At 59.9% G+C, this 23,307-nt stretch carries 21 protein-coding genes and 1 pseudogene; 5 read left to right on the plus strand and 17 right to left on the minus strand.

Features of this window, described 5'->3' with window-relative positions:
* Positions 1-135: 135 nt before the first annotated feature.
* Positions 136-1,689 (minus strand): Do family serine endopeptidase, encoded by a 1,554-nt coding sequence (locus AC0L23_RS18755; protein ID WP_473357216.1) that lies wholly within the window; start codon positions 1,687-1,689, stop codon positions 136-138.
* A 580-nt stretch (positions 1,690-2,269) separates the two neighbouring features.
* Between AC0L23_RS18755 and AC0L23_RS18760 the strand changes: the two genes are divergently transcribed.
* The gene (locus AC0L23_RS18760; RefSeq protein ID WP_473357217.1) at positions 2,270-3,034 is read left to right on the plus strand and encodes an outer membrane protein; all 765 of its coding nucleotides are present in this window, start codon (positions 2,270-2,272) and stop codon (positions 3,032-3,034) included.
* A 541-nt stretch (positions 3,035-3,575) separates the two neighbouring features.
* Here AC0L23_RS18760 and AC0L23_RS18765 read toward each other — a convergent pair.
* The 4 genes from AC0L23_RS18765 to AC0L23_RS18780 all read right to left on the minus strand — a co-directional run bounded on the left by AC0L23_RS18765 (position 3,576) and on the right by AC0L23_RS18780 (position 8,636).
* Entirely contained in the window at positions 3,576-3,761 is a 186-nt protein-coding gene (locus AC0L23_RS18765) for a hypothetical protein (protein WP_473357218.1), read from the minus strand.
* 1,704 nt (positions 3,762-5,465) lie between these two features.
* Positions 5,466-5,855 (minus strand): response regulator, encoded by a 390-nt coding sequence (locus AC0L23_RS18770; protein ID WP_473357219.1) that lies wholly within the window; start codon positions 5,853-5,855, stop codon positions 5,466-5,468.
* Positions 5,852-7,396: a sensor histidine kinase gene (locus AC0L23_RS18775; RefSeq protein ID WP_473357220.1), complete on the minus strand. Its 1,545-nt coding sequence runs from the start codon at positions 7,394-7,396 to the stop codon at positions 5,852-5,854. The genes AC0L23_RS18770 and AC0L23_RS18775 overlap by 4 nt, the downstream gene beginning before the upstream one ends.
* Before the next feature lie 52 nt (positions 7,397-7,448).
* Positions 7,449-8,636, minus strand: a complete 1,188-nt coding sequence (locus tag AC0L23_RS18780; protein ID WP_473357221.1) for an FIST signal transduction protein — start codon at positions 8,634-8,636, stop codon at positions 7,449-7,451.
* A gap of 256 nt (positions 8,637-8,892) precedes the next feature.
* Here AC0L23_RS18780 and AC0L23_RS18785 point away from each other — a divergent pair, with 256 nt between their 5' ends.
* A complete protein-coding gene (locus tag AC0L23_RS18785; protein WP_473357222.1) occupies positions 8,893-9,657 on the plus strand; it encodes a bestrophin-like domain in 765 nt (254 codons plus the stop codon).
* 707 nt (positions 9,658-10,364) lie between these two features.
* A pseudogene (locus AC0L23_RS18790) lies at positions 10,365-10,576 on the plus strand (caspase family protein); the annotation flags it as partial.
* A 214-nt stretch (positions 10,577-10,790) separates the two neighbouring features.
* On the opposite strand, the gene AC0L23_RS18795 reads toward AC0L23_RS18790, so the two are convergent.
* The 9 genes from AC0L23_RS18795 to AC0L23_RS18835 form a co-directional block, all read right to left on the minus strand.
* Positions 10,791-11,672, minus strand: coding sequence for a hypothetical protein (locus tag AC0L23_RS18795; RefSeq protein ID WP_473357248.1), 882 nt, complete (start codon positions 11,670-11,672; stop codon positions 10,791-10,793).
* Between the two features lie 517 nt (positions 11,673-12,189).
* A complete protein-coding gene (locus AC0L23_RS18800) occupies positions 12,190-13,830 on the minus strand; it encodes a hypothetical protein (RefSeq protein ID WP_473357223.1) in 1,641 nt (546 codons plus the stop codon).
* A gap of 281 nt (positions 13,831-14,111) precedes the next feature.
* Positions 14,112-14,339, minus strand: a complete 228-nt coding sequence (locus AC0L23_RS18805) for a DUF6894 family protein (protein WP_018455400.1) — start codon at positions 14,337-14,339, stop codon at positions 14,112-14,114.
* A gap of 3 nt (positions 14,340-14,342) precedes the next feature.
* Positions 14,343-15,074, minus strand: a complete 732-nt coding sequence (locus tag AC0L23_RS18810) for a Crp/Fnr family transcriptional regulator (RefSeq protein WP_018455399.1) — start codon at positions 15,072-15,074, stop codon at positions 14,343-14,345.
* Positions 15,075-15,250: 176 nt separating this feature from the next.
* Positions 15,251-15,658, minus strand: coding sequence for a GFA family protein (locus tag AC0L23_RS18815; protein ID WP_473357224.1), 408 nt, complete (start codon positions 15,656-15,658; stop codon positions 15,251-15,253).
* A gap of 75 nt (positions 15,659-15,733) precedes the next feature.
* The gene (locus tag AC0L23_RS18820) at positions 15,734-17,572 is read right to left on the minus strand and encodes an outer membrane protein assembly factor BamB family protein (RefSeq protein WP_473357225.1); all 1,839 of its coding nucleotides are present in this window, start codon (positions 17,570-17,572) and stop codon (positions 15,734-15,736) included.
* A 73-nt stretch (positions 17,573-17,645) separates the two neighbouring features.
* Positions 17,646-18,389 carry a class I SAM-dependent methyltransferase gene (locus tag AC0L23_RS18825; RefSeq protein WP_473357226.1) on the minus strand — a complete coding sequence of 248 codons (744 nt, stop codon included), beginning with the start codon at positions 18,387-18,389 and terminating at the stop codon, positions 17,646-17,648.
* A gap of 67 nt (positions 18,390-18,456) precedes the next feature.
* Positions 18,457-19,176, minus strand: a complete 720-nt coding sequence (locus tag AC0L23_RS18830) for a class I SAM-dependent methyltransferase (protein WP_473357227.1) — start codon at positions 19,174-19,176, stop codon at positions 18,457-18,459.
* Between the two features lie 826 nt (positions 19,177-20,002).
* Positions 20,003-20,167 (minus strand): hypothetical protein, encoded by a 165-nt coding sequence (locus AC0L23_RS18835; RefSeq protein WP_007602663.1) that lies wholly within the window; start codon positions 20,165-20,167, stop codon positions 20,003-20,005.
* A gap of 102 nt (positions 20,168-20,269) precedes the next feature.
* Between AC0L23_RS18835 and AC0L23_RS18840 the strand changes: the two genes are divergently transcribed.
* On the plus strand, positions 20,270-20,644 hold the full coding sequence (locus AC0L23_RS18840; protein ID WP_317246152.1) for a hypothetical protein: 375 nt from the start codon (positions 20,270-20,272) through the stop codon (positions 20,642-20,644).
* A 304-nt stretch (positions 20,645-20,948) separates the two neighbouring features.
* Positions 20,949-21,203 (plus strand): hypothetical protein, encoded by a 255-nt coding sequence (locus AC0L23_RS18845; protein WP_018455390.1) that lies wholly within the window; start codon positions 20,949-20,951, stop codon positions 21,201-21,203.
* Positions 21,204-21,242: 39 nt separating this feature from the next.
* On the opposite strand, the gene AC0L23_RS18850 is transcribed toward AC0L23_RS18845, so the two are convergent.
* From AC0L23_RS18850 to AC0L23_RS18860, 3 genes are all read right to left on the minus strand, one after another.
* Positions 21,243-21,485: a hypothetical protein gene (locus AC0L23_RS18850; RefSeq protein WP_018455389.1), complete on the minus strand. Its 243-nt coding sequence runs from the start codon at positions 21,483-21,485 to the stop codon at positions 21,243-21,245.
* A 253-nt stretch (positions 21,486-21,738) separates the two neighbouring features.
* A complete protein-coding gene (locus AC0L23_RS18855; RefSeq protein WP_473357228.1) occupies positions 21,739-22,446 on the minus strand; it encodes an outer membrane protein in 708 nt (235 codons plus the stop codon).
* Positions 22,447-22,732: 286 nt separating this feature from the next.
* Positions 22,733-23,128 (minus strand): hypothetical protein, encoded by a 396-nt coding sequence (locus AC0L23_RS18860; protein WP_473357249.1) that lies wholly within the window; start codon positions 23,126-23,128, stop codon positions 22,733-22,735.
* Between the last annotated feature and the right edge of the window lie 179 nt (positions 23,129-23,307).

Below are 23,307 nucleotides of genomic sequence, written 5' to 3' on the forward strand. Positions count from 1 at the left end.
GCGCGATGCCCCTTTCGGGAGGTGGCCCTGCCGCCCGGGAGACCAGCTGTGCTTCGATCCAGGATGCAGCTTCGGATCGCCATCATCCGAATAATCGGCAGCGGTCAGAAGCCCGCTGCCGATCAGGTTGTTCGTTCAACCTTTTGCGAGTGGCACAGCGACATAACGCGACGAATCGCCGGATCGAAGGCGCATCAGCACGCTGGTTTTCTTGCCGGCGCGCGCCACTTCGAGCGCCTCGCTGACATCAGTGGATTTGGAAACGCTCTTTCCGGCAACTTCTAGAATCATGTCGCCCTTCTTGAACCCTCGCTCTGCTGCCGCACTTTTAGGCTCCACCCTCGTGATAACAACGCCGGCCTTGCCTGCGCCGTCCGCCTTCTCTGCAGGCGCGAGCGTCAAACCGAGAGACGGAACACTGGTGCCATGGGCGGCAGCTTTGCCATCGCTTTCGGCGTCGACACTGGCTTGCTGGGCATCTGGCAATTGACCAAGAGTCATGCTGACGATCTTGCTCTCGCCTTTATGCAGCACGTCCAGCTTGACGGCGCTGCCAGGCGCAAAGCCACCGATGATGCGCGCCAGGTTCCGAGCATCTTTGACTGGCTGTCCATTTGCTGCAGTGATGACATCGCCCGCTTCGACGCCGGCCATCGCTGCAGGTCCATCTTTCTGAGGGTCCGCTACCAAAGCGCCCTCCGCCTGCTTCAAACCCATGCCGTCGGCGATATCCTGGGTGACCGGCTGAATCTGAACGCCGATCCAGCCGCGGCTGACGCTTCCCTTCTCCTTGAGTTGGGCGACTACGCTCTTGACCGTCGAGGCTGGGATCGAAAACGCGATGCCGACGCTGCCACCGGACGGCGAATAGATTGCAGTATTTACGCCGACGACCTCGCCTTGCATATTGAACGCCGGGCCGCCCGAATTGCCCTTGTTAACGGGCGCGTCGATCTGAATGAAGTCATCGTAAGGACCACTTCCGATGTCGCGGCCACGAGCCGAGACGATGCCGGCGGTTACTGTGCCACCCAAACCAAACGGGTTGCCGACTGCAAGTACCCAATCACCAACTCTGGCCTCACCCTCAGAAAGCTTCGCAAACGAGAAATCCGAACCGCCCTCGACCTTGATCAAGGCAAGGTCTGTCCGGGGATCGGTCCCGACCACCTTCACCGTGTAGGTCTTTCCGGCGGCCGTCGTTACTTCGACTTTATCGGCTCCTTCTATGACGTGGTTGTTGGTAACCGCGTATCCATCGGATGAAATGAAGAATCCGGAACCTTGCCCCGTCGTACCATGCCGACCGCCACGCCCAGGATTTTGAGATTCACCATTGGAGCCACCGAATTGACGAAAGAAGCGCTCCATGGGAGTGCCCGGCTCATCCGCGTCGTCCTTGTTGCTTAACTCGCTGGCTTTGTCCTTCATTGTGACCTTGACCGAAATCACGGACGGCTTGACCCGCTCGACCACATCGGCAAAGCCAAAAGACTGGACGGCGCTTGGCGCAGCGTTACCAACCTGGGCGTGAGCTGCGCGGCCAAAGATTTCAAAGCGATCGGAAGGCGAGCTGAACCCGTACACCGCTAGTCCGGTCACTACCGACGCCATCAAGGCCACTTTTCGTGCCGAGAAAATCGAGCGCGTCTGCTCCCGATGAGAGGCAGAATGGTTTCGGTCGATCATAAGAGAGCTCCAGGTTGACGATTCAGAGCGCAGTTGCGCGCGCTAACGCCGCTGCTGATAAGAGCTCTCCCATTACACAATGCTGACCAGAGAATTAAGGTTTCGAAACTAATGGAGAAACCGGATGGTCGCGACATTCCAATGAGTCGAGATCGCAGGCTTGGCAGGGAGGCTGGCTGCCATTCCGGTGCGGGTCTTGTCGGCAACATGTTCGGGATGCAGGTGGCCTGCCTATACCTCGCAGCCGATCTTCGCGCCTCACGAAACGCCGGCGTTGAACGAAGCGCTCGGCTGCAAGAGCGGCGCTGCATTGTTGCGAAAATGTGGTGTGCAGATTTCGAGCAGCGCCCGACTATGCAAAATCGGCAAACTTACCGAAATCGCGTCCGACACACACCGCGTTTGCGGCGGTGTGAGTCTTATAAAATTCAACCGTTGCATGTTTGACACAGCATCTCCCCGGGCGACCGCGTAGACTTGCATCGTTGAATTACTCTGCAATGCAAGTTTCGATGCATCATCCAGTGGTCGCCAGCGCATGTTCCTGGGAAGATGGCAGCGACGGAGAGAGAGATATCTGATGAAAAAAGTTATGATGGCGGCCGCCGGCTTCGCGGCACTTGGATTAGCTGCTCCCGCTTCGGCCGCTGATCTGGCAGCGCGTCCTTATGCCAAGGCGCCCCCGCCAATGATGGCCGCGGTTTACGACTGGACCGGCTTCTATGTTGGTGCGAACGCGGGTTATGGCTGGAGCAATCGTTGCCTGAACGTTAACGCGGTCAACGGCGTGAACCTCATCGGAGCCGAAGGATGTCGTGACGCAGGCGGTGGCGTTGCTGGCGGCCAGATCGGTTATCGCTGGCAGTCAGCGAATTGGGTGTTCGGCCTCGAGGCGCAAGGCGATTGGGCCAATTTCCGAAATTCCAACGGCAGCCTGCTTTTCCCCGGCAACACCTGGAGCACCAAGACCAACGCACTCGGCCTGTTCACGGGTCAGGTGGGCTACGCGTGGAACAACGTCCTCTGGTACGTGAAGGGCGGAGCCGCGGTCGCAGACCAGCGCTGGGATCTGTTCAACACTGCCACAGGCATCGGCATTGCCCAGGCGAGCCGGACACGATGGGGCGGTACTGTGGGAACAGGAATTGAATACGGCTTCACGCCAAACTGGTCTGTCGCGCTCGAATACGACTATCTGTTCAGAGTCAGCGACAGCAGGACGTTCGTGACACCCGCGCTCGCTCCGGCCGTAACCTCGATCAATGTCAACACGCGGTCAGACGCGAGCTTGATCACCGCACGCATCAACTATCGTTTTGGCGGTCCGGTGATGGCCAAGTACTAACTCGATAATTCCGTTTCCCGTAAACTGGGCCGGCAGACACTGCCGGCCTTTTTTTATGGATACTCATCCCGAACCGGCACCTTTATTGACAATGAACCGGCTAGGCACGAAGCTTGCCTTCACACCTTTTCCGTACCCGTAGATTCTTTTGTCTATACGGAGTACCTTGACGGACGAGGAAGTCGCCCGTCTGCGCGCCCATGACAGCAACTTCAGCCGATATCGACGGCTGCTTAAGACCAATCTCTCAAAACTTTAGCGACAGTATTTGGAGCAGCGCCTGAGCCAGGAAAAGTCGGCTGTCGAGAGTCTAGGTCGTCCGGCTTCCATCTCCCGGCCCATCTGATGCGGGTGCGTTCGAGTTTTGCCCGAGCAACGTACTCAACAATCGTAGTGTTGAATTTACCACCCGCTGGCTGATCATCGCAACAGTCCTGCTCGTCGGTGGTGGTTGAGCAGCCGCTCCATGAGCACGGAATCGAGCCGAACAACCTCCGGCCCGGAACGTCAGCTAACCGTTGCTGCTGGATCAAGTCGTCCATCAATTCAGCTTCCGCGCTATCGTGCTCTTCATTGCTGCAAGCACACGATAGTATTGCGCCAACTTCAACAGCTCGTTTCTTCTCGGTCCGGGCGGCAGTTGTGTTGCGTCCTGAGATATGGCTGCGGCCATTTCTTCACACTGCTCAACCGTCAGATTTGACGATTCCTCGTCTTCAAACGTCATTGCACGCTGTTCTCGCTATAAGCTCGCTCTCGCGCCCCGCCGTGGCGCTGAACTGAGTGATTTTCGGCTGATCGGATCCAGCACCGGACAGATGTTAAGGCCGGCCGCATCGTCCCGTGGGACCGCTCCGCGAACTGCGGATGCATCGCATGAAGCGGGTCGTGTGTAAAATTACATCTAGTGCATGTCTGCCGGATCGGCGTTTGGCTCTGAGCGCCTCTTTGTCCACCTAAGCCCTTCACGAACAAGATTCTGCTCCATGAAAATGCAGGCGCGCAGGCGACAGGCGCCACACGCTCATTCCCACCGGGAGGCCGCGACTGCGCCGACCGCGGTCGCGGCGAGGGCGAGCCGTGCCAAGCAACCCATAAGAGGGCCTCCTATAGGCTTAAGCGCTGAAGCGATCGGCGTCTCAGACGACAAATCATTGGCACGACGGATGCGCTAGTAGCCGGAGGCCGGGAGTGGATAGGCACGAGCACACGCAACAGCGGCTATTGCAGCCTGGTTGTGTCAGGTCCCAATCGCGCCCCGTGCCCGCTCTATCAACTGCAGCAACATCGTCGCCGGCCGGGCCTTGGCGCACGTGCTGCAGTGGAGACGGTGGGCCTCGTCATGAACTAAGGTCGTCGGCGCGTGCGGCGAGCGCGGCGGGATCGCTTCCTGCGAGGCCTTCTGCGCGAGCACTGGATCTCAACCCAAGGATAGCCACCGTTGATCGCCTGGTCCGACCGGTCTGCCATCCGACCACATGCCCTCGTTCTCCGCTTCGACCATCGCTGGCTGAGTGAGTACGCTGAACTACCTTCAACCGCAGCTTCTGCCCCGAAGCGGGATCTGGTCGCGACCGCAGAAGACTCGTAGGCAGAAAATCTGCTTGAGATGATATCGAGCTCTGCTGCCGGTCCACGCCTTTAATTCGGCAGTCGCGCCGAAACTGCATAGGCGAGGCACGACGCTCGCGTTATTTTGGGCGAGGTTTCCACCACTATCGGCGGCTTAGCCGTCAGGCGTGCTTTCTAGCCGAACCTATAATCGCGCGAAGGTCTTCGCATGGAAATCGCAGGAGGCCCTATGTCAGGGGGCCCAACCGAACGCTATCACCGGAAACCCGAGATGGGCCAATCCGCCCACCCGCCCCTAAGTGATTGATCTAGCGCATCGACGTGGCACTTAGCAGATGCGTCAATCCATTTGTTCCGCTGTTAGGGATTCTCTCAGGAGGTTTGAATGGCACGGCGCATTTCCTTCGCCATCGCGGTTGTAGGCACCACAGCGCTTTTTAACTCAGCGGCTGAAGCAAGCCACTTTCGGTGCAACAATCGAGCTGCGAATTGCGTGGGCAGTTGTGACACCTTCACTGCTGGCGCCGGTGACTTCCGAGGGTATCAGAACAAATGCATAGTTGCATGCGACCGGCAGGCGACCGCATGCCTAATACGTGCTGACATGCGTTGGCGCCGTGAATACCCCTGGGTGCGCTGAGTTCAGCGCCCTTCCCTTCTCGTGCCCCTTGCGCGCCCTCCTCGCGCGCCGGGCATTGGCGATAACCCATGTCTTTGGACCGCATTTCGAGGAAATTCGTCCGAGCTTGGTCATCGGCGAAGGGGCGGCGGACTTCCAAAAGGTTCGCTCCGGAGGGATGGCGGACCAAATCTGCTCACCTTGAATTCTTCGCATTTTGCGCCCAGAGAGAGCATGGAACTAGTGTCCAGACTTGAGCCGTCCGTCTATTTCGCTACGGAGCGCAGTGAAGTCGATTGGTTTCGTCAATAAGGCTTCTGCACCTCCCTCCAGAGCTCTTCGTCGGGTGTCGTCATCGCCGTAGGCCGTGATCATGATCACAGGCACATCCGGTCTTGACGCTTTCGCTTTCGGTAGAAGTTCAATGCCGCTCATTCCCGGCATATTGACGTCCGACAAAATCAGGATCAAAGGCGCAGTGTTGGCATGACCCATTTTCTTGAGCGCGCTGTCTCCCGAACTAGCAAATTCAATAGTGAAGCGGCCGGAACGGATGTCGCGCCTGAACTGCTGTCGAAACAGGTCTTCGACGTCGGGTTCATCGTCGACCACGAGTATGAGGGCAGTCACGAATGAGTCTCAGCGTTGCTCACATGGGCGGAGCGTGGAAGGACGACTCGAAATTCAGTGAACTGGCCGGCTTGAGTGTCGACGTCAATCGAGCCAGCGTGTTGCTTGACAACGATATCGTAGCTCAGCGAAAGCCCAAGGCCAGTCCCTTGTCCGGGCGGCTTGGTAGTGAAGAATGGATTGAACATCTTCTCCCTCACTTCGGACGGAATGCCCGAGCCATTGTCGCGAATTCGAATTTCGACGCGGTTCCCCAGATTTCTGGTTGTTGCAGTAAGGCGAGGATCATGACCGTTGCGACCATCGTCTGCCTTACGCTTCCTCGCCGCATAGAATCCGTTGTTGATCAGGTTCAGTAGCACACGGGTAATCTCCTGGGGTACCACCTCGGCCTCACCTGCCGCAGGATCGAATTTTTGGTCCACCTTGATATGAAATCCCTGCTCCTCGGCCCGCGCTCCATGATAGGCAAGATTGAGACTCTCCTGAACCAGCGTATTGATGTCGACAGCACGCCGCTCGTCAGAATCGTCGCGCGAATGCAGCAGCATATTCTTCACAATCGAGTCTGCGCGCTTGCCGTGCCGCACCACCTTTTCGAGGTTACTTTTAAGAAGCCTTGCGATTTCATCGGTTTCTCGGCGCATCATCTCGTTCAACGGCGCTGGTTTGAGGATATCACCTAGTTCATCGACCAACTCCGCCGAGAGTGCGGAGAAATTGTTAATGAAATTAAGGGGATTCTTGATTTCATGAGCGATGCCGGCCGTGAGTTGCCCTAGCGAGGCGAGCTTTTCGGATTGAATTAGCCGATCCTGCGCCGCGCGCAGTTCGTTTAGCGAGTGCGACAACTCCTGCGTTCTTTCACGGACTTTTCCCTCGAGAGACTGCCGCTCCTGGTCGAGCGCCTGGTAGAAGCTCGCATTATTGATCGCGGTAGAAGTCTGGCTGACTAGGTTGGCCAACTGGAGTAGGATCTCGCCATCTTGGACAACCCGGCGCTGGTAATGAGCCTGCGCCGCTGTATTCCCTATGAGAAGCAAGCGGGTAGGGTTGCTCGGTTCTCCGCCCAGCGGCGAGGCGATGTACTCGTCCATACCGAAGAGACGCCGCAATGACGTCAACTCGCTGCGGCGACAATCGGGCAAACACACTACCCGCTCCACGCCGTCATAAATTGGGGCGAGCGCCAGCGACGAGGCAGGGAGAACCAGCCTGGCGATGCGAGAACTCTCGGAATCGTCATAGTACCCCTCCATCGTCTCGATGGAGAAAACGTTCGCCCCGAAGCGCTTAAAAAGGATGAGGCAGCGCTCGAAATTGAGTTCGTACAAAACGAATGCGCAGGCAAGTTTCAGGATCGTGGCGAGGTCGATGGTCGTATTGAATTTCTTGCCGAGCTCGTAGAGCTGACGATACGCGCTCATCTGGCCGTCGAGGTGCTCTTGGACTTCGTAGAGCTGACTCTCGGTTGTGACCAAGCGCTTGACCTCATCTGAAAGGCGCTGGTTTTCGATGCGAAGGCGCTCGATCTCGCTCATGCTACCGGTCTTTCCAGGGGACGCGGAGTATAGCGGTGCTGACATTGACTAATCAATAAACCGCTAAGACTACGGCGGTGTAGTTGTGGAAATAGTCGCGGCCTCCTATCGGTCCAATTTCTCCATAGGTGTAGAGGCCTATCCATGGCACCGTGGGCCCAATTTTCTTTTGAAGCTTTTCCAGCATTTGGCTTTTCTGCTGGTAGCGAAAAACGGCTTTGCCGCGGCCTATGCAGTCGAACTGAAACACCATCTTCGGCGCGTTGTTGCCTAGTGTTGACTTGATTTCTTCGCCAATGCGGTCGACGCCGGCCGATATCTTCTGGTGGTCGCGCCGGCTCATCCAGATGCTTGTACCTTCTTCCACCTCGGTCGGAATTGTGATTGACCCCGCCTTGTCATCTTTCGTCGGCATGAAGCGGATCAGATAGTCGTCGTAGCCCTTGATCTGCTCGGGCGCTTTAAATGCTATGCAGAGACTGAGGACCGCCTTGCTCCAATTGTCAATTTCGTCACCGACGAGATATTCCTTGAGCACATCGAGGACTGGCATGCCATCGATCTCGTAGATGACGTTACCGGAGCAGCGGGTCACTTTGCGTTCGCCGCCGATGGGAAGGCAGCCGTGGTTAACTGCCCAAGCAAGCCGAGCTGAACCGGTCAGCAGAACGCACGTGATCCCGTCGGATGTGATTTGATCGTCGCAATATTGATATGTTTGTTTAAATTCCATGTTGTCGGCCGACGTACCTCCGAATAAGGGCAGGTGACGATCAAGCTGCAATTCACTCTTAAGTCCTGCTGCGAATCGGTCGAAATTCAGGGTCAACCCGTCACCAAGCATTATTAGCCCAACCGTATCAGGCTGCACCTCGCAAGCCAGGCTCTGAGCAATGGTCCTTCCCGCGGCTTCCGAATCAGCCTTGAGGCCGGAGGCGATTGCGTTCTTAAAAATCAATTCGTCGGAGCTGATGGCCATCACAGCCACTGAGAAGTTCGACTCGTCGGCTTCGATACCTGCGATGACACCCCCGCCAGACCCGCCGGCGAGTGGAGCACCACCGGTTGCCGCGCGAACCGCATACAGGAGTGCGCGCTGTTCATATCCGACTGAGGCGAACATAAAAACGAAGTCGGGTTCTTCGATTCCCGCCGCCGCCAACGCTTTCTCGGCTGCCTCGCGACCGGCTACCTTCGGGTTGCGGTGATGGCTCATTCCGACACCCGCACTCGTACCCATGGCTTATCCTTCAAATCCCGAGCGGAATGTACGGCTTAGCTCCACGACCAGACTGCCGACGATAACACGCAGCAATGAACGATGAGCACGCCATGCCGAGGCTATTCGCAGAATTAAGCGCTGCCTATGCAAATCCGGCAAATCGCGCGGCGCGGACGGCACCCGTTGCGCCCGCATTCTGCCGAAGGCATAGTGGAATTTGAGATTTTGCCGCAACTTGCCTGAAAGCGCTTCGGATCCTCTTGTCGCGTGCTCCATGGAAAATCTGACGCACTACCCTTTGCTCTTGTTCGTCGTTTCCTTCGTGGTGCTATCGATCCTCGCAACAGCGGGGGCCTGGTTGGGCAGGCGCCTTCCGGACACCGACGACGATCATCGCGAGCATCTCGGTATCATCCTTGCGGCCACCCTGACGCTGCTCAGCCTGATCATTGGTTTCAGTTTTTCCATGGCGACGAGTCGCTATGAGCAGCGCAAGAATTTCGAAGAAGCTGAAGCCAACGCCATCGGAACCGAAATGCTGCGCGCCGACTTTCTGCCTTCTGCTGCAGCTGCAAACGTGCGCAAGCTTCTTGCCGAATACACTGGCCTGCGGATCCAGTTCTACCTCGAACGGGACGACGATCAGCGCAAGCGGATCGACAAGCGGACGGCCAAGTTGCAGGGCGATCTCTGGTCCGCAGTTCGTGCTTCGTCATCAGCACAGCCAACGCCGGTAGAAGCGCTGGCGCTTGCCGGCATGAACGACGTGATCAATTCGCAAGGGTATGCACAGGCGGCATACTGGAATCGGATCCCCGTCGCCGCGTGGTTTCTGATGGCGGCGATCGCACTGTGTTCCAACGCGCTGATGGGCTATCGCTCGCGAACCGGAAAATCCGGCGGGGGGCTGGTTTTGGTACTTCCGCTGATCATTTCGGTTGCCTTCCTCCTGATCGCCGACATCGATGCTCCGCGGCATGGCTTGATCGAGGTCCGGCCGCAGAATCTGGAAAGCCTGGCGAAGTCCCTTAATGGTTAGGTGCAGGTCATCTACGTCCACACAGATCCCGGAGACTTTCCAAGCACGACAGGGGCGGCTTGGTACGACGACGACGTCCGGTTTTGATGCTGTGGACGGCTGCCCCACGGGCACGAGAGTGCCAAAGACTGGGCGCCGTTTGAGGCTCCCACGATGCGGAGGAGCAAGGAGAATCTTCACTTGCGGCGTTGATCGGAGCAACCATGTGTTCGGTATTACTCATGACCGCGGGCTATAATGACCTCCGCGGATCAGGTGCCGATCAAAAGCGCGCATTGAAGATGCTATGGCCCATGTGGGTTGTCCTGAGCGCCGGATCGACCGGCGCTGTGCTGTTCGCCCTTCCGACCGTTGCACTGATCTTGGCGGCTGGCCGGGCTGAAGAACGTTCGAGGCTTAAGGTGCTCAGCCCTGCATAAGCGTGGATTCCGAGTGACTACTTGTGGAGGCCTGCGCAAGGCCCCGCTTGTCGCTGGCAGGCGCAGCCCTAAGCGGGACGCGCCCTGGCTCGCCCTTTCTTCTTCTCCTCCGACACCCTATTCGCCAACGCGGCCTTTCGCAGTTCAACTGCCTCGCCAAGCGCGGATCTCCGGCGCCGAGCCAGAGGTCGCCTTTAGGCCGACGCAGCGTGACCAGAGCTACAAACCGGCCACTTGCCTTCCGGCAGCCTGTGAATACTCTGCCCATATTGTGATTTGGGGCTCCAAGTGGGCGCTCTTCGGTTATTGCTTCTATTGATTTTTGCGATCTCGCTAGGCTCCGCCCCGGCGCAGGCCGAGCGGCGCGTTGCGCTGGTGATCGGCAACTCCGCCTACAAGAGCGTGCCCCGCCTCCCCAACCCCGTCAACGATGCCACGCTTGTCGGGGGCATGTTGAAGAAGGCCGGTTCGACGTTGTCGATACCAAGCTCGATCTGAGCGGGCGACCGCGCGCCTAGTGCGTGCTGACATGCGTTGGCGCCGTGAATACCCCGGGGTGCGCTGAAGTTAGCGGGCTTCCCTTCTCGCGAGGATTGTTTGCCGCCGGACGCCGCACCGAGGCCAGCGTTCCGCCCTGACTCTACCTCGTGAACGGTTGTCTGTAGCAACTTGACTAGTTGATTATAGAGAATGTCGAGCCGCTGCCCCGCCGTCTCAGTTTCTGACAAAGTATAGCGGAGTTCTGATCGTCAGCTGATAGGCGGGCTTTGGTGTCCATGCAATCAGGGCTGTGATACCAAACAGGCGATTATCGTTATCGTCCAGCCGGTCGAGGTCGAACCGTACAATTGGCTGAGTAAAGGATGGCACTGTCGCAAGGTTCAGCAGCTGCGCACCACCGAATGATTGAACGCCGACGCGACCCGTGAACTTCCAGTTGTTGGGCCACTGATAGTAGCCGCCGAGATAGCCGATGGTATTCGGGTTGATGGTTGCGAGTGGAGAGTCGACATTGATCCTCGTGTATTGGACGCCGGCCAGCAACCCGTTGGTCTCGTCTTCGTTCAGCGCATAGTCGAGCTCCAGAATGTTGTTAAGGGACGTCGTCGCGAGCGCCGAGTCCGGCACGGACCTCGTGACGGTGGTCTGCAGTGTAATCGTTGGTATCGATCCGCCATTCTGCTGATAAAGGTCAGCTTGGAAACCCACGTTCCAGCTAGAGATCGCAAGGGACGACCAATCAGACGTCCCACTTTGCAAAGCGCTCGCCGTGAACCCGCCATACAATGAAACGGTGTCGCTAACATCGACTGTCAGCGGAACGTCGAGTGCGATGCTTTGGCTTGACGGCGAAGAAGGTACCGGAAGTCGCGGAGAACTCGACAGATCCGAGAGAGTTCGAAGCGCCGCGATGGCCGTCGACAGTGAAGGACTGCTGAAGCCGATCGAAAGTGTATTGGCGGGCACTGTGGCGTAGTTCGTTCTCAAATCCAGATAGATATTAGGCCACGAAGTCGATCCGGATCCGCTATTGCTGTCGCTAGGATCCTGAGCCAGGACAGGACCGGAGAGACATACCAAAGTCGGCACTAACATTAGGCAACAGTACGATCGAACCACACCGGTAAAACCTAGCTCTTGCGCCGTCCCTTTGGTTCGAGCTCGGAAAGCGAACATTTTCATCCCAACCGGCCGCTTGATAACTGCGGCAGTATGGGGCGGATGTAATAGCTTGTCCAATGTGGCTCTAATGTCTGATTCTGGCCCATCGCTGCCGTTGATGCGACTCGGTTGAATGTCGACACCGGAAGCATGCGGGGTCGGCAAACTGGCGCTCCTGATCCGAAGCAGAAGCGAAACGAGAACCGCGTCATTGAGGACGGGGGCTCCTCTAGGCGACCCGTTTCACGCCTCGAGGCCGCCATGTCCCTTTGCCGGCTGGAAGGAGCGTAGGGTTGGCGCGTACGCCACCAATCATGCCCGATAGTGTCCTGGTGGCTATTTGTCCGCCTCGCGCGCGCGGATACCGACGGCCCGGTCTTCGACGAAAAGAAACTCGATCCCGAACTCTTCGTTCGCATATTTGGATGGTAGCGATAGAGGAGTCGAAGCCTTAGCCTAACCGGGGCGCAAGCGCCCGCGGGGAACGCGCCGTGGCTCGCCCTCTCGTCTTCCCATTCGGCAAGCCATTCGCCAACGCGGCCTTTCGCATTTCAACTGCCTTCGCCAAGCGCGGATCCTTCTTCGCAGCTTCGTAGGCCGGCAACACCGCTTCCATCCACATCAGCATGCCTTCGGCCTTGAACACGACGCGGTCGGCGGCGCTGTAGACGGTCTGGGTAATTGCAGCAACCTCGCGCGACATCTTGTCTGCGCCGCTCACGCGGTGATCCAGGAGCGCGGATGCATATGCACCTTCGCCGAAATTCTCAAAGAAACTCGTGACCGACCGACGCTCGTCATGAGGGCCAATCCGGTTCGGCAGCCCAACGACGGTAAGTAGGTCCGGCCAGCCCGGTTTGCGTCCTGCCAAGGCATCGAGCGCGTGATTGAGGGAGGAAGGTGTAATCGCCTTGTCCAGGTGGGCCGGTACGCGATTGTCGTTAGGTTGTGTAGCGGCGAGAGCGCGCACAACATACTTGTTGCGGTCCTGCGGAAACGCCCAGGTCGACACCGCGCCCAACTGCTGTTTCGAGTACCGCGCCACTCTTTCGAGGATCTCGAGCGCAATAGGCGGCACGCTCAACTTGATTTCGCGCTTGTTTTTCACCTCCTCAGGTTTCCAGGTATAGACACGCCACCCGACACGTTCCGGCGCAGGATCAGGAAGCCAGCGATCGGAGCCCAACGCGAGCATATTCACCAGAGCGGAGCTCCGTTGGGGGATCGTCCATGAAACCTGCAGGGCACCCAGTACGGCATCGTTGTTATTGCCTCCCAAAGGCCTGACGGCCTCCAGAAGCGCAATGAGCATCCCGATCTGCGCCGGGGTCAGATAACGCTTCGAGCGGTCCTCCATCTCATACTCGTGGGATAACGCCTCCCACCAAGTAGCGGCCGGGTCGAGGCCAGTGAAGCGCCGCTTTTGCTTGAGTCCCCAGCGCAAGACCCGCTTTGCGAGATCGACGTATTTTGCTCCAGCGGAGGGACCTGAACCGCTGGCATCAATGTGGTCCCGAACTTCTTCAAGATCTTCGAGGCGGAGCTCCTTTACGAAGCGCTTCTTGAGGTCGGCGTTTTCCGGCCGATCTCGCAATCGGGTCTCAAGCTCGGTAATCGACGAAGGCGCAAGGCGCAATTTGGCTGCTTCATTCCGACCGCCATCTTTCGAGCTTTTGGTTCGTTGCGCGTATTGATTAATCAGCGTCTCGAAAGTCCACAGTTCTCCCTTTAGGGCTTCAGCGCGATCAACTGCGATAGCGACGGACTTTTCGTCGCCACCCATCAGCCTGGTTTCGATGACGGCGTCCGGATCGCGCCCGTTTTTGATCGCGAATATTGCCTCGGTGGCGATCTTCTTCACCTGGGCGAAAGTGAAGTCTCTCACCGCGCCAAGCCGCCGTTTGACAACCGTGGATTTCTGGCCTCGGACGCGAGTGCGGGCCTGCACATAGTAGGCGACCTCCCCGCCCCTGACGCGGACGCTCAGGCCTCTGGGATTATCGATAGCGAACTGGCATTCAGCGTCCGCGTCGCGCTTCGCGCCGGCCTCGCCAAGCAAATCCTTCGTCAGCGCGTATCGCTTGTTTGCCATTCGCGGCCATTTGGGGATACATGGGGATACACCCATATGGAGACGGAAGGCCCGCCCTGCAAGCGGTCGATTTAGATCGCCCGATAACCTATTATATTATCAACAAAGTTTGCTTTTGATACCGCTCCAGGTGATATCCTGCTTACAGGCAAGTGGTTTTGTAAACCGAAGGTCGGGGGTTCAATCCCCTCAGCCGGCACCACCGATTTAGCCGACACCGCGGCCTGATAGATCGGGGCACTCCTCCGTCTAACGACAGCTAGAATCGATTTCCCACGCAATCACGTCAGAGCTTTCCGGGCGACCGTTACACTCAACTCGAGCAGCGGGTGCTTCTCGTTCCTGACTATAATGAGGACCTGCGCCCCCTTTGCCGACGCAACGTCTCTGGCAATCGAGGTCGCCATTGCGATCGCCTCTTTTTCGGCGGCTTCCGGGCCGGGCAAATCCACCCCATCCTCGTCGACCGCAGCGAAAAAGTCGTCCTTGATATCGAAGTAGAACTTCATGGCTCAGAGCGACGGATTGAGATGAAGGTAAAGCACGTCGAAGTCTGCTATTTCGCGCAACCTGGCTTCATCAAGGATCGATATTCTTCCCCGCTCCAGGTCCAACACGCGCTGAGCACGTAGCTGCTGAACGACCCGATTCATGTGGACCACACTGGTGCCGACGGCGTCGGCGAGGAGTGCCTGAGAGGCCGGAAAGTCGAAGGACAGGCCGTCCGCTCGACCGATCGCCTTCAATCTGGTGTAAAGCTCAAGCACGAGATGCGCCACGCGGCTTGTGGCTTCGCGTTGACCAACGTTGCAAATCCACTCCCGGAAGATCGCGGCGTCGGTCAGTGTATCGCGCCAAAGCGCTTCGGCCACGTTAGGCCGCTTTCTTATCAGTGAGCGCACCGCTGCATGCGGAATGAAGCCGAGAACGCTATCGCCAAGCGTGCTGACGTCATGGTCCATCACATGTAGAAAGAGACCCTGCAGATCGGGAATGTCGCCGGGTTGGTGAAAGGCCATGATTTGGCGGTGGCCATTGCCGACGATCTTTGATCTCAGGATAAAGCCATCAACGACAAGGCAGCACGCCGAAGGTCGATCTCCGAGAGAAACGACCGGCTGACCGCCAGCCATCCGTTTCACCGTGATTGGCAGATGACGGATAGCGGCCTCGTCCTCTTCATCAATTTCGGTGCTGACCCGCAACCGCCTCAAGAAAGGTTCGAAAATTTCCGCGTTATTCATCGTTAGCTCCGGTCGGCAAACGAGTTTTTGTGACGTTCGTTCCAATCCGGACGGCTAGCTATTGTCTCACGCGAAGCAGAGGGACTGCCGCAAATTCCAACCCTCGGCGGAACCCACGGGAACGGCGTCGATTCATCTTGCCGCGAAGCCTTGGAGCGAAATTTGACGCGCAACGCTCACTTCGAATGTGCGCTGCTTTGCTGGAAGTGCTCGGCGCCTGATATCTCCACCCAGGCATGTTTCGACTGTTCGAAAACCGAGCGGATGGGCGCCGGGTAGTTCGGAACCGCGATCGCGCCCACGGCAACGCCGATCATCGCAGGCAGATTGTCCGCCTTCCAATAGACCGTCGAACCGCACGCGGGGCAAAAATAGCTGCGGACCTTGCCGCCGCTTGCGGCTGTCCGGACGTACTCCTTCGACGTCCCTGAGATCGTGACGCCCTCCGCCGGATAGAACGCACCGACCCCGAACGGCGCGCCGGTTCGACGCTGGCAGTCAATGCAGTGGCAGGCGACGACGAGGCTGGAAGGTCCTGCAAGCGACAGCGCGAGAGCGCCGCACCTGCATTGGGCATCGATCATCGAAGCTCCTTCCTCCTCAATTGGCTGACAGGTTCTGTCGCTCGGCTGGAGCGCAGAGCAATCCAGGACGGACCCTCACTCCTTCGCAACCTCGAACGCCAGCAGTGCGTTGCCGGCGACGCCGCCCCACTGGCCGTAGCCGGAATTGGTGTAGAGCATTCCGCCGGCGATGATCGACCCGGGGCCGTCGATCGCGCCGCCATGACCAGGGGCGCCGTTCACCGTCGTATAGTCTCGCGCCGTGTCGTATTCCCACAACAGCTTTCCGTCGGCTGTCGCGTAGGCGCGCAGAAAGCCGCTGACGCCGCCGGAAAACACGACGCCGGGGATCAGGCTCACGGCAGCCGACAGCGCAGGGCTGCATTGGAGGCGATCGCCACAGGCGACAGGAGATACTTCCATCGCAATTTTCCCACTGGCGAGGTCGAGGCCGAACAGGCCGCCGCCTTGGGTGGCATCGAGCCGCCGCGTACCATCGCGCAGGAACCGCACGTCGGAGTTCGCGACATAGATGCGATCCTGGTCGGCGGCCGAGCCCCACTCGCTGCCGCCGAGCGCACCGCCCTTCCCGATCCGCGTCTGCCACAGGATCTTGCCGCCATCATCAGGATCGAGCGCGTGCACGACGCCGGACTTCTGCGCGATGGCAAGAACGCGCCTGCCGTCACGCAAGGTCACGAGGATCGGCGACTGGCCAAAATCGTGGTCGGGCCCGTGATCTTCAGGACAATTGGTCTTGTCCGCGCCGAAGCACGCGACGATAAAGGCGTCGCTCGGGGTCGCCTGCTGCTTCCAGAGCAGCTTACCGGTCGCAAGCTCGAAGGCGAGGACCGCATCGGCGGTTGCGGCGGGTGGATTCGAATAGGAATTGCTAGTCGCGACGTAGACGGCGTTGCGTTTCGGATCAATCGTCGGTGCCGACCACACCGCCGCGCCGGACGGGCCGAACAGCTGCGTGCCTCTCGCATTCTTGCCGGTCGGATGCGGCACCTCGGGGATCGTGTAGGCCTGCCACACCGGCTTGCCGGTCACTGCCTCGAGCGCGACCACGCTGCCGCGGAAGGTACAGCATTCGTAACTGGCCTGCGAACCGGCGGCCTCCTCCAGCGAGGAGACCGGGATATAGAGCACGCCGGAATGCAGCGTCGGCGCGCCAGTGATGCGCGCTGCCGGATGCTCCTCGACCTTCGTCTTCCAGATCAGCGCGCCAGTCAGTGCGTTCACCGCATAGGCATTGGCGCGCAGGTCACCGAAGAAGATCGCGAACTGATCGGTGCCGGGAAGCGGCCCGAAGCTGATCGCCGCGCGCACCGCGGCATCGGTCGGCAGCGTCCACCGCGTGCAGCCGCTTCGCGCGTCCAGCGCGTGCACCTTGCGGTCAGTGCCGCCGATAAACAGCAGACCGCCCACGATGGTCGGCGGCGCAAACGACACCGAGGCGCCGGGAAAGGCATAAGCCCATTTCAACCGCAGGCGCGGCACCTCTTCCGCGGTGAGGCCGGCCATTTCGGCCGACTGGAAGCGGCTGTTGGCAGCGTCGACGCCCCAGCCATTCCAGCGCGGACCATCGAGCGGTTGCGGAAAGAAATTGACCTGCTGCGTGCAGCGTCCCTCCGCATCGACTGCATTGTCGCCCACCGCGGCCTTGCCGGTAACGAAGGCGGCAATCGCGCGCCGTTCCGAGTCGCTGCGGTCCTTCGCCATCGCCGCCATGCTGCCGGAAGTCAGCGTTCCCAGCACATGATCGAACGACATCGCCTGCATGGCGCCGTGGCCTGGCACACGGCTCTGGCCATCACCGCCATCGTGACATTGCGCGCAGTGGCTTGCGTAGAGCGCAGCGCCGTCCTGCTGCGCCAACGCAGGCGCGCAGCACCAGACCAGCATGGCGACGGCGACAACACTCGGTCTCATGGCGTGCTCCAACATCGTCACCGCAATGCGAGACGGCATCATGCAACCAAAAGTATAGCGCGACGGCAATCACTCACGCAACGGACGTTCCGCCCGCATCCGTCATATCCCCCGGGGCAGTGAGGACACGATCGGGCAGTTCATCGAGCCGCCACAGCCCGAGGCTCTTGTCGCGCCAGCCGCCATCGCCCTCCTCGCAACGCTCGTTGATCAGCTCGCGCGGCGCCGGCCAGTCGAACGGCGCCTTCTCCATGTTCAGCGCCCGCCAGTCGCCGTCCTCGCAATCGCGATTGTCGTCCCATTCGGGAAACGTCGTGACCAGCAGGAAACGTGCGCCGCTGGCGCGAAAGTTCGCGACGGCGCGGACGATGTTGTCGAAACTCAAATGCACCAAGCAGTCCCGGCACAGCACCACATCGGCGCGCGGCAGTGCATCGCGCGTGATGTCGGCAACGAGAAACCGGCCTGACAACTCACCGCCAGCCACGCGCTTGCGATTGGCCGCGATCAGCGACGGCACGATGTCGATGCCGGTGTAGTCGAGATGCAGCTTGATGCGACCGATCCAACCCGCGTCGCCGCAGGGCGCATCGAGCAGCGAGCGCGCGCCGAGCCGTTGCAGCAGTGCAGGAAGCATCTCGCGGACCGCGACGGTCGCGGGATCCTCCGAGCCGAGGCCCGACACCGAACTGGCCGCACCCCACAGGTTAGTCCGCTCGATCCGCTCGAACCGCGCGGCGAGGCCGAGGCCGACAAAATTCTCGCGGTCGGCGGTGAACCGCTCATGGGCGAGCACGGGTGGGCGCTTGGAGATCATCGTCCGGACCTTAAGACTACGTTGTGAACACTGTGGTCATGCGTTCCATCCGAATCTCATCCCATCCTCAAACCGGTTTCTGCCACTCCATGATGTGGAAGTAAGGCACCCGGCGATGAAAGGCATTCCTGTCGGGGTCGCCGCCGCTGGGCTGCGGCTCGACGAAAAGGCGCAACAGGAGCCCCTGATCGAGTAGCAGCGTCATGTAGGTGCTGAGCGGACGATGCCAGTTCAGAATTCGGATGCCGCGCCATGTCACCCAAGTCGGCCGCTCCTCCATGTAATGATCGATGTTGAAGCGCAAGGCGCCGTCGCCGTCACGCGTCCAGCCGTCGGGCGGACCCGCGGTGTTGAAGCTGGTCAGATTGGCAATCAGCAGCGTACCGCCCGGCCGCAGCGCTGCCACGATCTTCCCGATCGCTGCACCGAGATGCGGCATGTCGACCAGGCTGAGATAGCTGCCGACCAGATCAAATGGCGCTTCGATCTTCATTGTTTCAGCTCGGCCAAGCCGGTAGTCGCCCTGCGGGTCCAATTTCATGGCACGCGCGAGCAGCGCTTCGGTCGGGTCGATGCCAGTGGTGCGGATGCCGGCGCGCTGCATGATGCGACAGAAGCGCCCCTCGCCGCAGCCAACGTCGAGCGCATTGCGGAAGCCGCGCCCTTCGATCCGCGCTCGCATCGGCGCGTCCAGCACGAAGCGGCGACCATAGTCGCCGTCTTCACCCTGCTCGACGATCCAAGCAGCCGCGGACGCGGTCCAGCCGTCGCTGATATCCTCGTTCATGGATCGACCTTCGGGAATGGACGTTGGCCGCACGCATTTCGGGCGCGGCTACTGACCACAGATTGGATCAGAGTTCAACATGAGGTAGCATGCGCATCCCATGCGTCCCTATACCAGCCGAGAGATCGCCAAGATCACCGCGGGTGCTGTCGCGGCGATCGTCGCAACGGGCTTCCTGTTCGCGATCGCGATGTCCCTCTTGCTGCCGCAATAAATCAGCTGCTTGCCGGGGCGCCGTGCCGCCGGAGTTTGTGCCACCCAGCCGGTTGCTGTCGCTCACCAGCATCTTGGCCGTGGAAAGCACTTGGCCAGCGTCGAGGACGACGCTTCAAGCTCGGTGGACGCCGCGCCCACCGTCTTGATCTCGCCGGCTGCGCGCTCAAAGCCGTCGGCAAGGTTGACCATATCGCGCTTGCGCTGATGGGCGGCTTGCTTCTCAACCTCGATCTGCGCTGCCGTGAGACGACCTCGATCCGTGGTTTTTGAAGATTTGTCTTTGAAGATTTGTCCTGGCCATGTCCCGATCGCGTCCCGCCGGCAGTTTGGGGAGCGATCCGGGCATGGTCAGGCGGAACCCGTGAAGGGCGTCGGCCGTTGTCGACCCATGCGGATCAGGGAAGAAAATCGAAACATGTTTCTGCTGGCCACGGTGACGCTGTGCTGTAGCGCCTTGGCCGGGGCTGTTGCGCTGTTCGAACAGTCTCCCTGGCCGGCTCCGGCAAAGCAGCGGGCTGAAACGGTAGCAATAGACGGGACCACGCCGACGCCGGTTCGGGTGGTCGGGGCGCCGTTCGAGCCCAACCTCAATCCGCGGGAGCGCTAGCGCTCACCCCGGCGAGACGTCGGCGCCCTCCTCCGGACGGCGTTTGGCGCGGGCCAACTCCTCAACGAACGCGATCACCTCCGCCCGTTTGTCGGGCGGCAGCGATAGGAACGCGCGGACGAGCCTCAAGCCCTCGGCTTCGGCTGAATGGTCTGCTTTGGCATCCATTCCCCACTGTCGGGCGGCCGGGAAAAATATGCAATCCCCCACCCAACACCTTCTTGATTCGGCCGGCCAGCTTTGCTGGAATGGCGCCAACAGGGGTGCACCATGAAGTGGATCGCGGAACGCGACGCGCTGATCGCGCAGACAATGGCTTTCGTCCAATCGGTAACCGGCAAAAAGGATGACTTGCATCCACCGGAGATCCCGACGGCGACAGTGGCCGCGTCGGTGCAGATCGCCCCCGTCAACACCATCATGGGGACCGAGCCACTTAAGGCCGCTCCGCCGCAGCCGTTACCTCTCCCGTCGCCCCGGGTGGCGAGCCACGACGTCCGCACCGAAATACAGGCCCGCATCGCCAATTTCCGCAAGCATCAGGAGCGGTTCGAGCGGGAGCGCGAGGAATATTGCGCGGCCACCCTGACCAAATTGCGGGCCGCCATCCGCGAGCCCTCCTCCCGTCCACCGGCTGACAAGTAAAGCCGGATCTCCCGTCGCTGGCCTAAAGCCAGGACCACACTAGCCAGAGATTGGCCGCGCAGGCGCCGAACAGGGCCAGCGTGAGGGGCAGCAGCATGTGCCCGCAAGAGGTTTTCAGGTCCGTCGTCATGACCGAAAACATCCGCTGATTCCGCCAAATGAGTCCCGTGGATTCTTTTTTCCGGGATTCAGGACTCGTTAAGGACTCAGGACCCGGCGGCCCTGATCACGGCCGCGTGATCGACCGGCGAGCGGAACCCCTACCCCGTCAAATTCGTTAATGCGCTTTCCAGGAGCGGGAACAATGCCCTACGCCCTGTTCTGCAACGATGCCCAGATCAGCAAGGCCTATCCTGACGAGTCCGACGTCTGGAGGCTCGCGCAGCGAAGTGGCCTCGTCGTGGACGTAACTGCGGATGACAACCGTCCCGGGCCACGCCGGGTGCTCGACAACGATTACGAGATCAAGCCGTGCCGGGCCGCACAGGGCGAGGACCCGGCCCGGAACAAGGCCGAGGCTGATCGCCAAGCGAGGATGGAGCTTGAGCTGAATTCCTAAAGAGGAATCGAAGCTGGGAAGCCAGAGCTCAGGAAAAGCTTAGGGGGTCGCGGTGGCCAGTGACGCCTGCTCGCCCGCCAGAGCCACGCAGGCCTTCCGGCGATGCAGCCCACGGATCGCGCCGGTGACCTTCAGCACCTTACCGGAGGAGCACGAGGCGTCCTTGACGAAGGCCACCTCGTAGGGTGCCAGCATCAGAGGCTCGGATTTGAGGATTGTTTGGGCAGCGCACGGCAAACTGACGAAGCACGAGAGCACCACAGCCGACACCAAGATACGCATGTCCGTCGTCCCACCAGCCCGGTAATTGTCATATAACGCGTTCCGGCGCGCGAGTTCCGTAAGCTGCAAAAATTATTTTTGCTTTACCCGAGCTCCATGACGCGCGCGAGAAAGCGCCCGCCAGAACGTTTGCCTGCAAATGACGCGCCAGATGGTTGACGCGATGCAAACAAAGGACTTGCGAACGAGGGCTGGGCAAACGAAAGGCCGGCGAGAGCCGGCCTTTGTCAGGTCGTGGGTCGCTGGTGGCGCGTCAGTAGCGCGAGGCTGCCGGACCGCCCCAGCCGAAGCGGTAATTCACGCCGACCTTGACGGTATGCTCGTCCTCCCGGCCGCGGACGCCGACGACGTCAGCCGGACCGGAGGTGATCGTCGTGTTGCCGAAGTTGTAATATTGGTACTCGGCCTTGGCCGACCAGTTCGGCGCGAACATGTATTCGAGGCCAGCGCCAACGGTATAGCCGTCCTTGCTGTTGCCGCTGGCGGTGAAGGGCTGCGGGACGCCGGCGACATTGACGCCAAGACCGCCATTGCGCCAGGCATAACCGCCCTTGGCGTAAAGCAGCGCCGGTCCCCAGGTGTAGCCGATGCGACCGGTCACCGAGCCGAGCTGGTCGGTATTGGAGGTCACCTGCGTGCCCAGCGGGAACGTAGCGCCGCCGTTGTTGGTCGGCAGCCAGGAATACTGGGCCTCGACACCCATGACCCAATTGGGCGCGAACTGGTAGTCGAAGCCGCCCTGAACACCGCCGAGGAAGCGCGCGTCGCTCGACTGGAAGCTGCTGTCGCCGGCAAAGGCGCCGCCGACATGGCCACCGATGTAGAAGCCGGTCCAGTTGTAGATCACCTGCGGCGGCGTGTAGGCCGGAGCCTTGGTGTAGGTGCGCGCCTGCATGTCGGCTGCGGCAGCCGGCGCAGCCAGCGCAAGCAGGGCAACCGCGCCCAGCAAAATCCTCTTCATGATTATCCCCGTTCTTTCAATTCGACACTCAGGAAACAACGTGGCGTGAATTGGGTTGCTTCGAGGCGATGCCGGAACGTTGATCGTTCGTTACTGTGACGGAGCGGCAACAGCGCGATTTTGTTCCGTCCGACAGGCGCGTGCCGACGGTTTTTTCCGTCGGAAACAAAACCTGCCGTAACGATTAGTCGCAACGCGAAACCACCCCGTTCAAAGCTCCCCGAAATGTGATCCGGCAGCTCCGGCGGGCTTTGTCTATCACCAAGCGATGAAGGTGGGCTTTGCGCTACCGCGTCATCTTTTCAAGTTCCGGAAAGGGTACGTAAACCGCGCCCGCGCACAGCTCGCTGGCGCGATCGACGACGCGGTCCGCCCGGCCGTTGACGAAGATCACGGCGCGCTCCCTCATGGCCTTGTAGGTGCCGTCGGTCTCGCGTGGGGTGAAGTGCAGGCAACTGACGTAGAACTGGCGGCCTCCGACCTCGCGCTGCGCCGGCTCGGCCATGCTGGCGTCACGCACGCCGACGGGATTGTTCAGATAGCTGCGCATCAAGGCCAGCGTGTCGCCACGGAAATTATCCGGGAACGGTTGTGGACCTCCGGCCTGGGTCCCCTCCATCAGGGTTGGACGGTCACCATCGCTGCCGAAACATCCCGTGAGCGCCAGCAGCAGTGCCAGCATCAACGCCAAGCTCACTGCGCGTTCCGCTAGTCGCCGCACCGCTTACGCTCTCCGCTCGATCAGTCTCGGAGACGTTCCAGCCCCAAGGTTGCAATGATGCATGTCTACAGGTGTTTTGCCCGACGAGTCAAACAGATTCGTAAAATCCGCAAATACGCCACCCCTTAAACCATTGATTT

Source organism: Bradyrhizobium sp. MI1.4 (assembly GCF_055811315.1).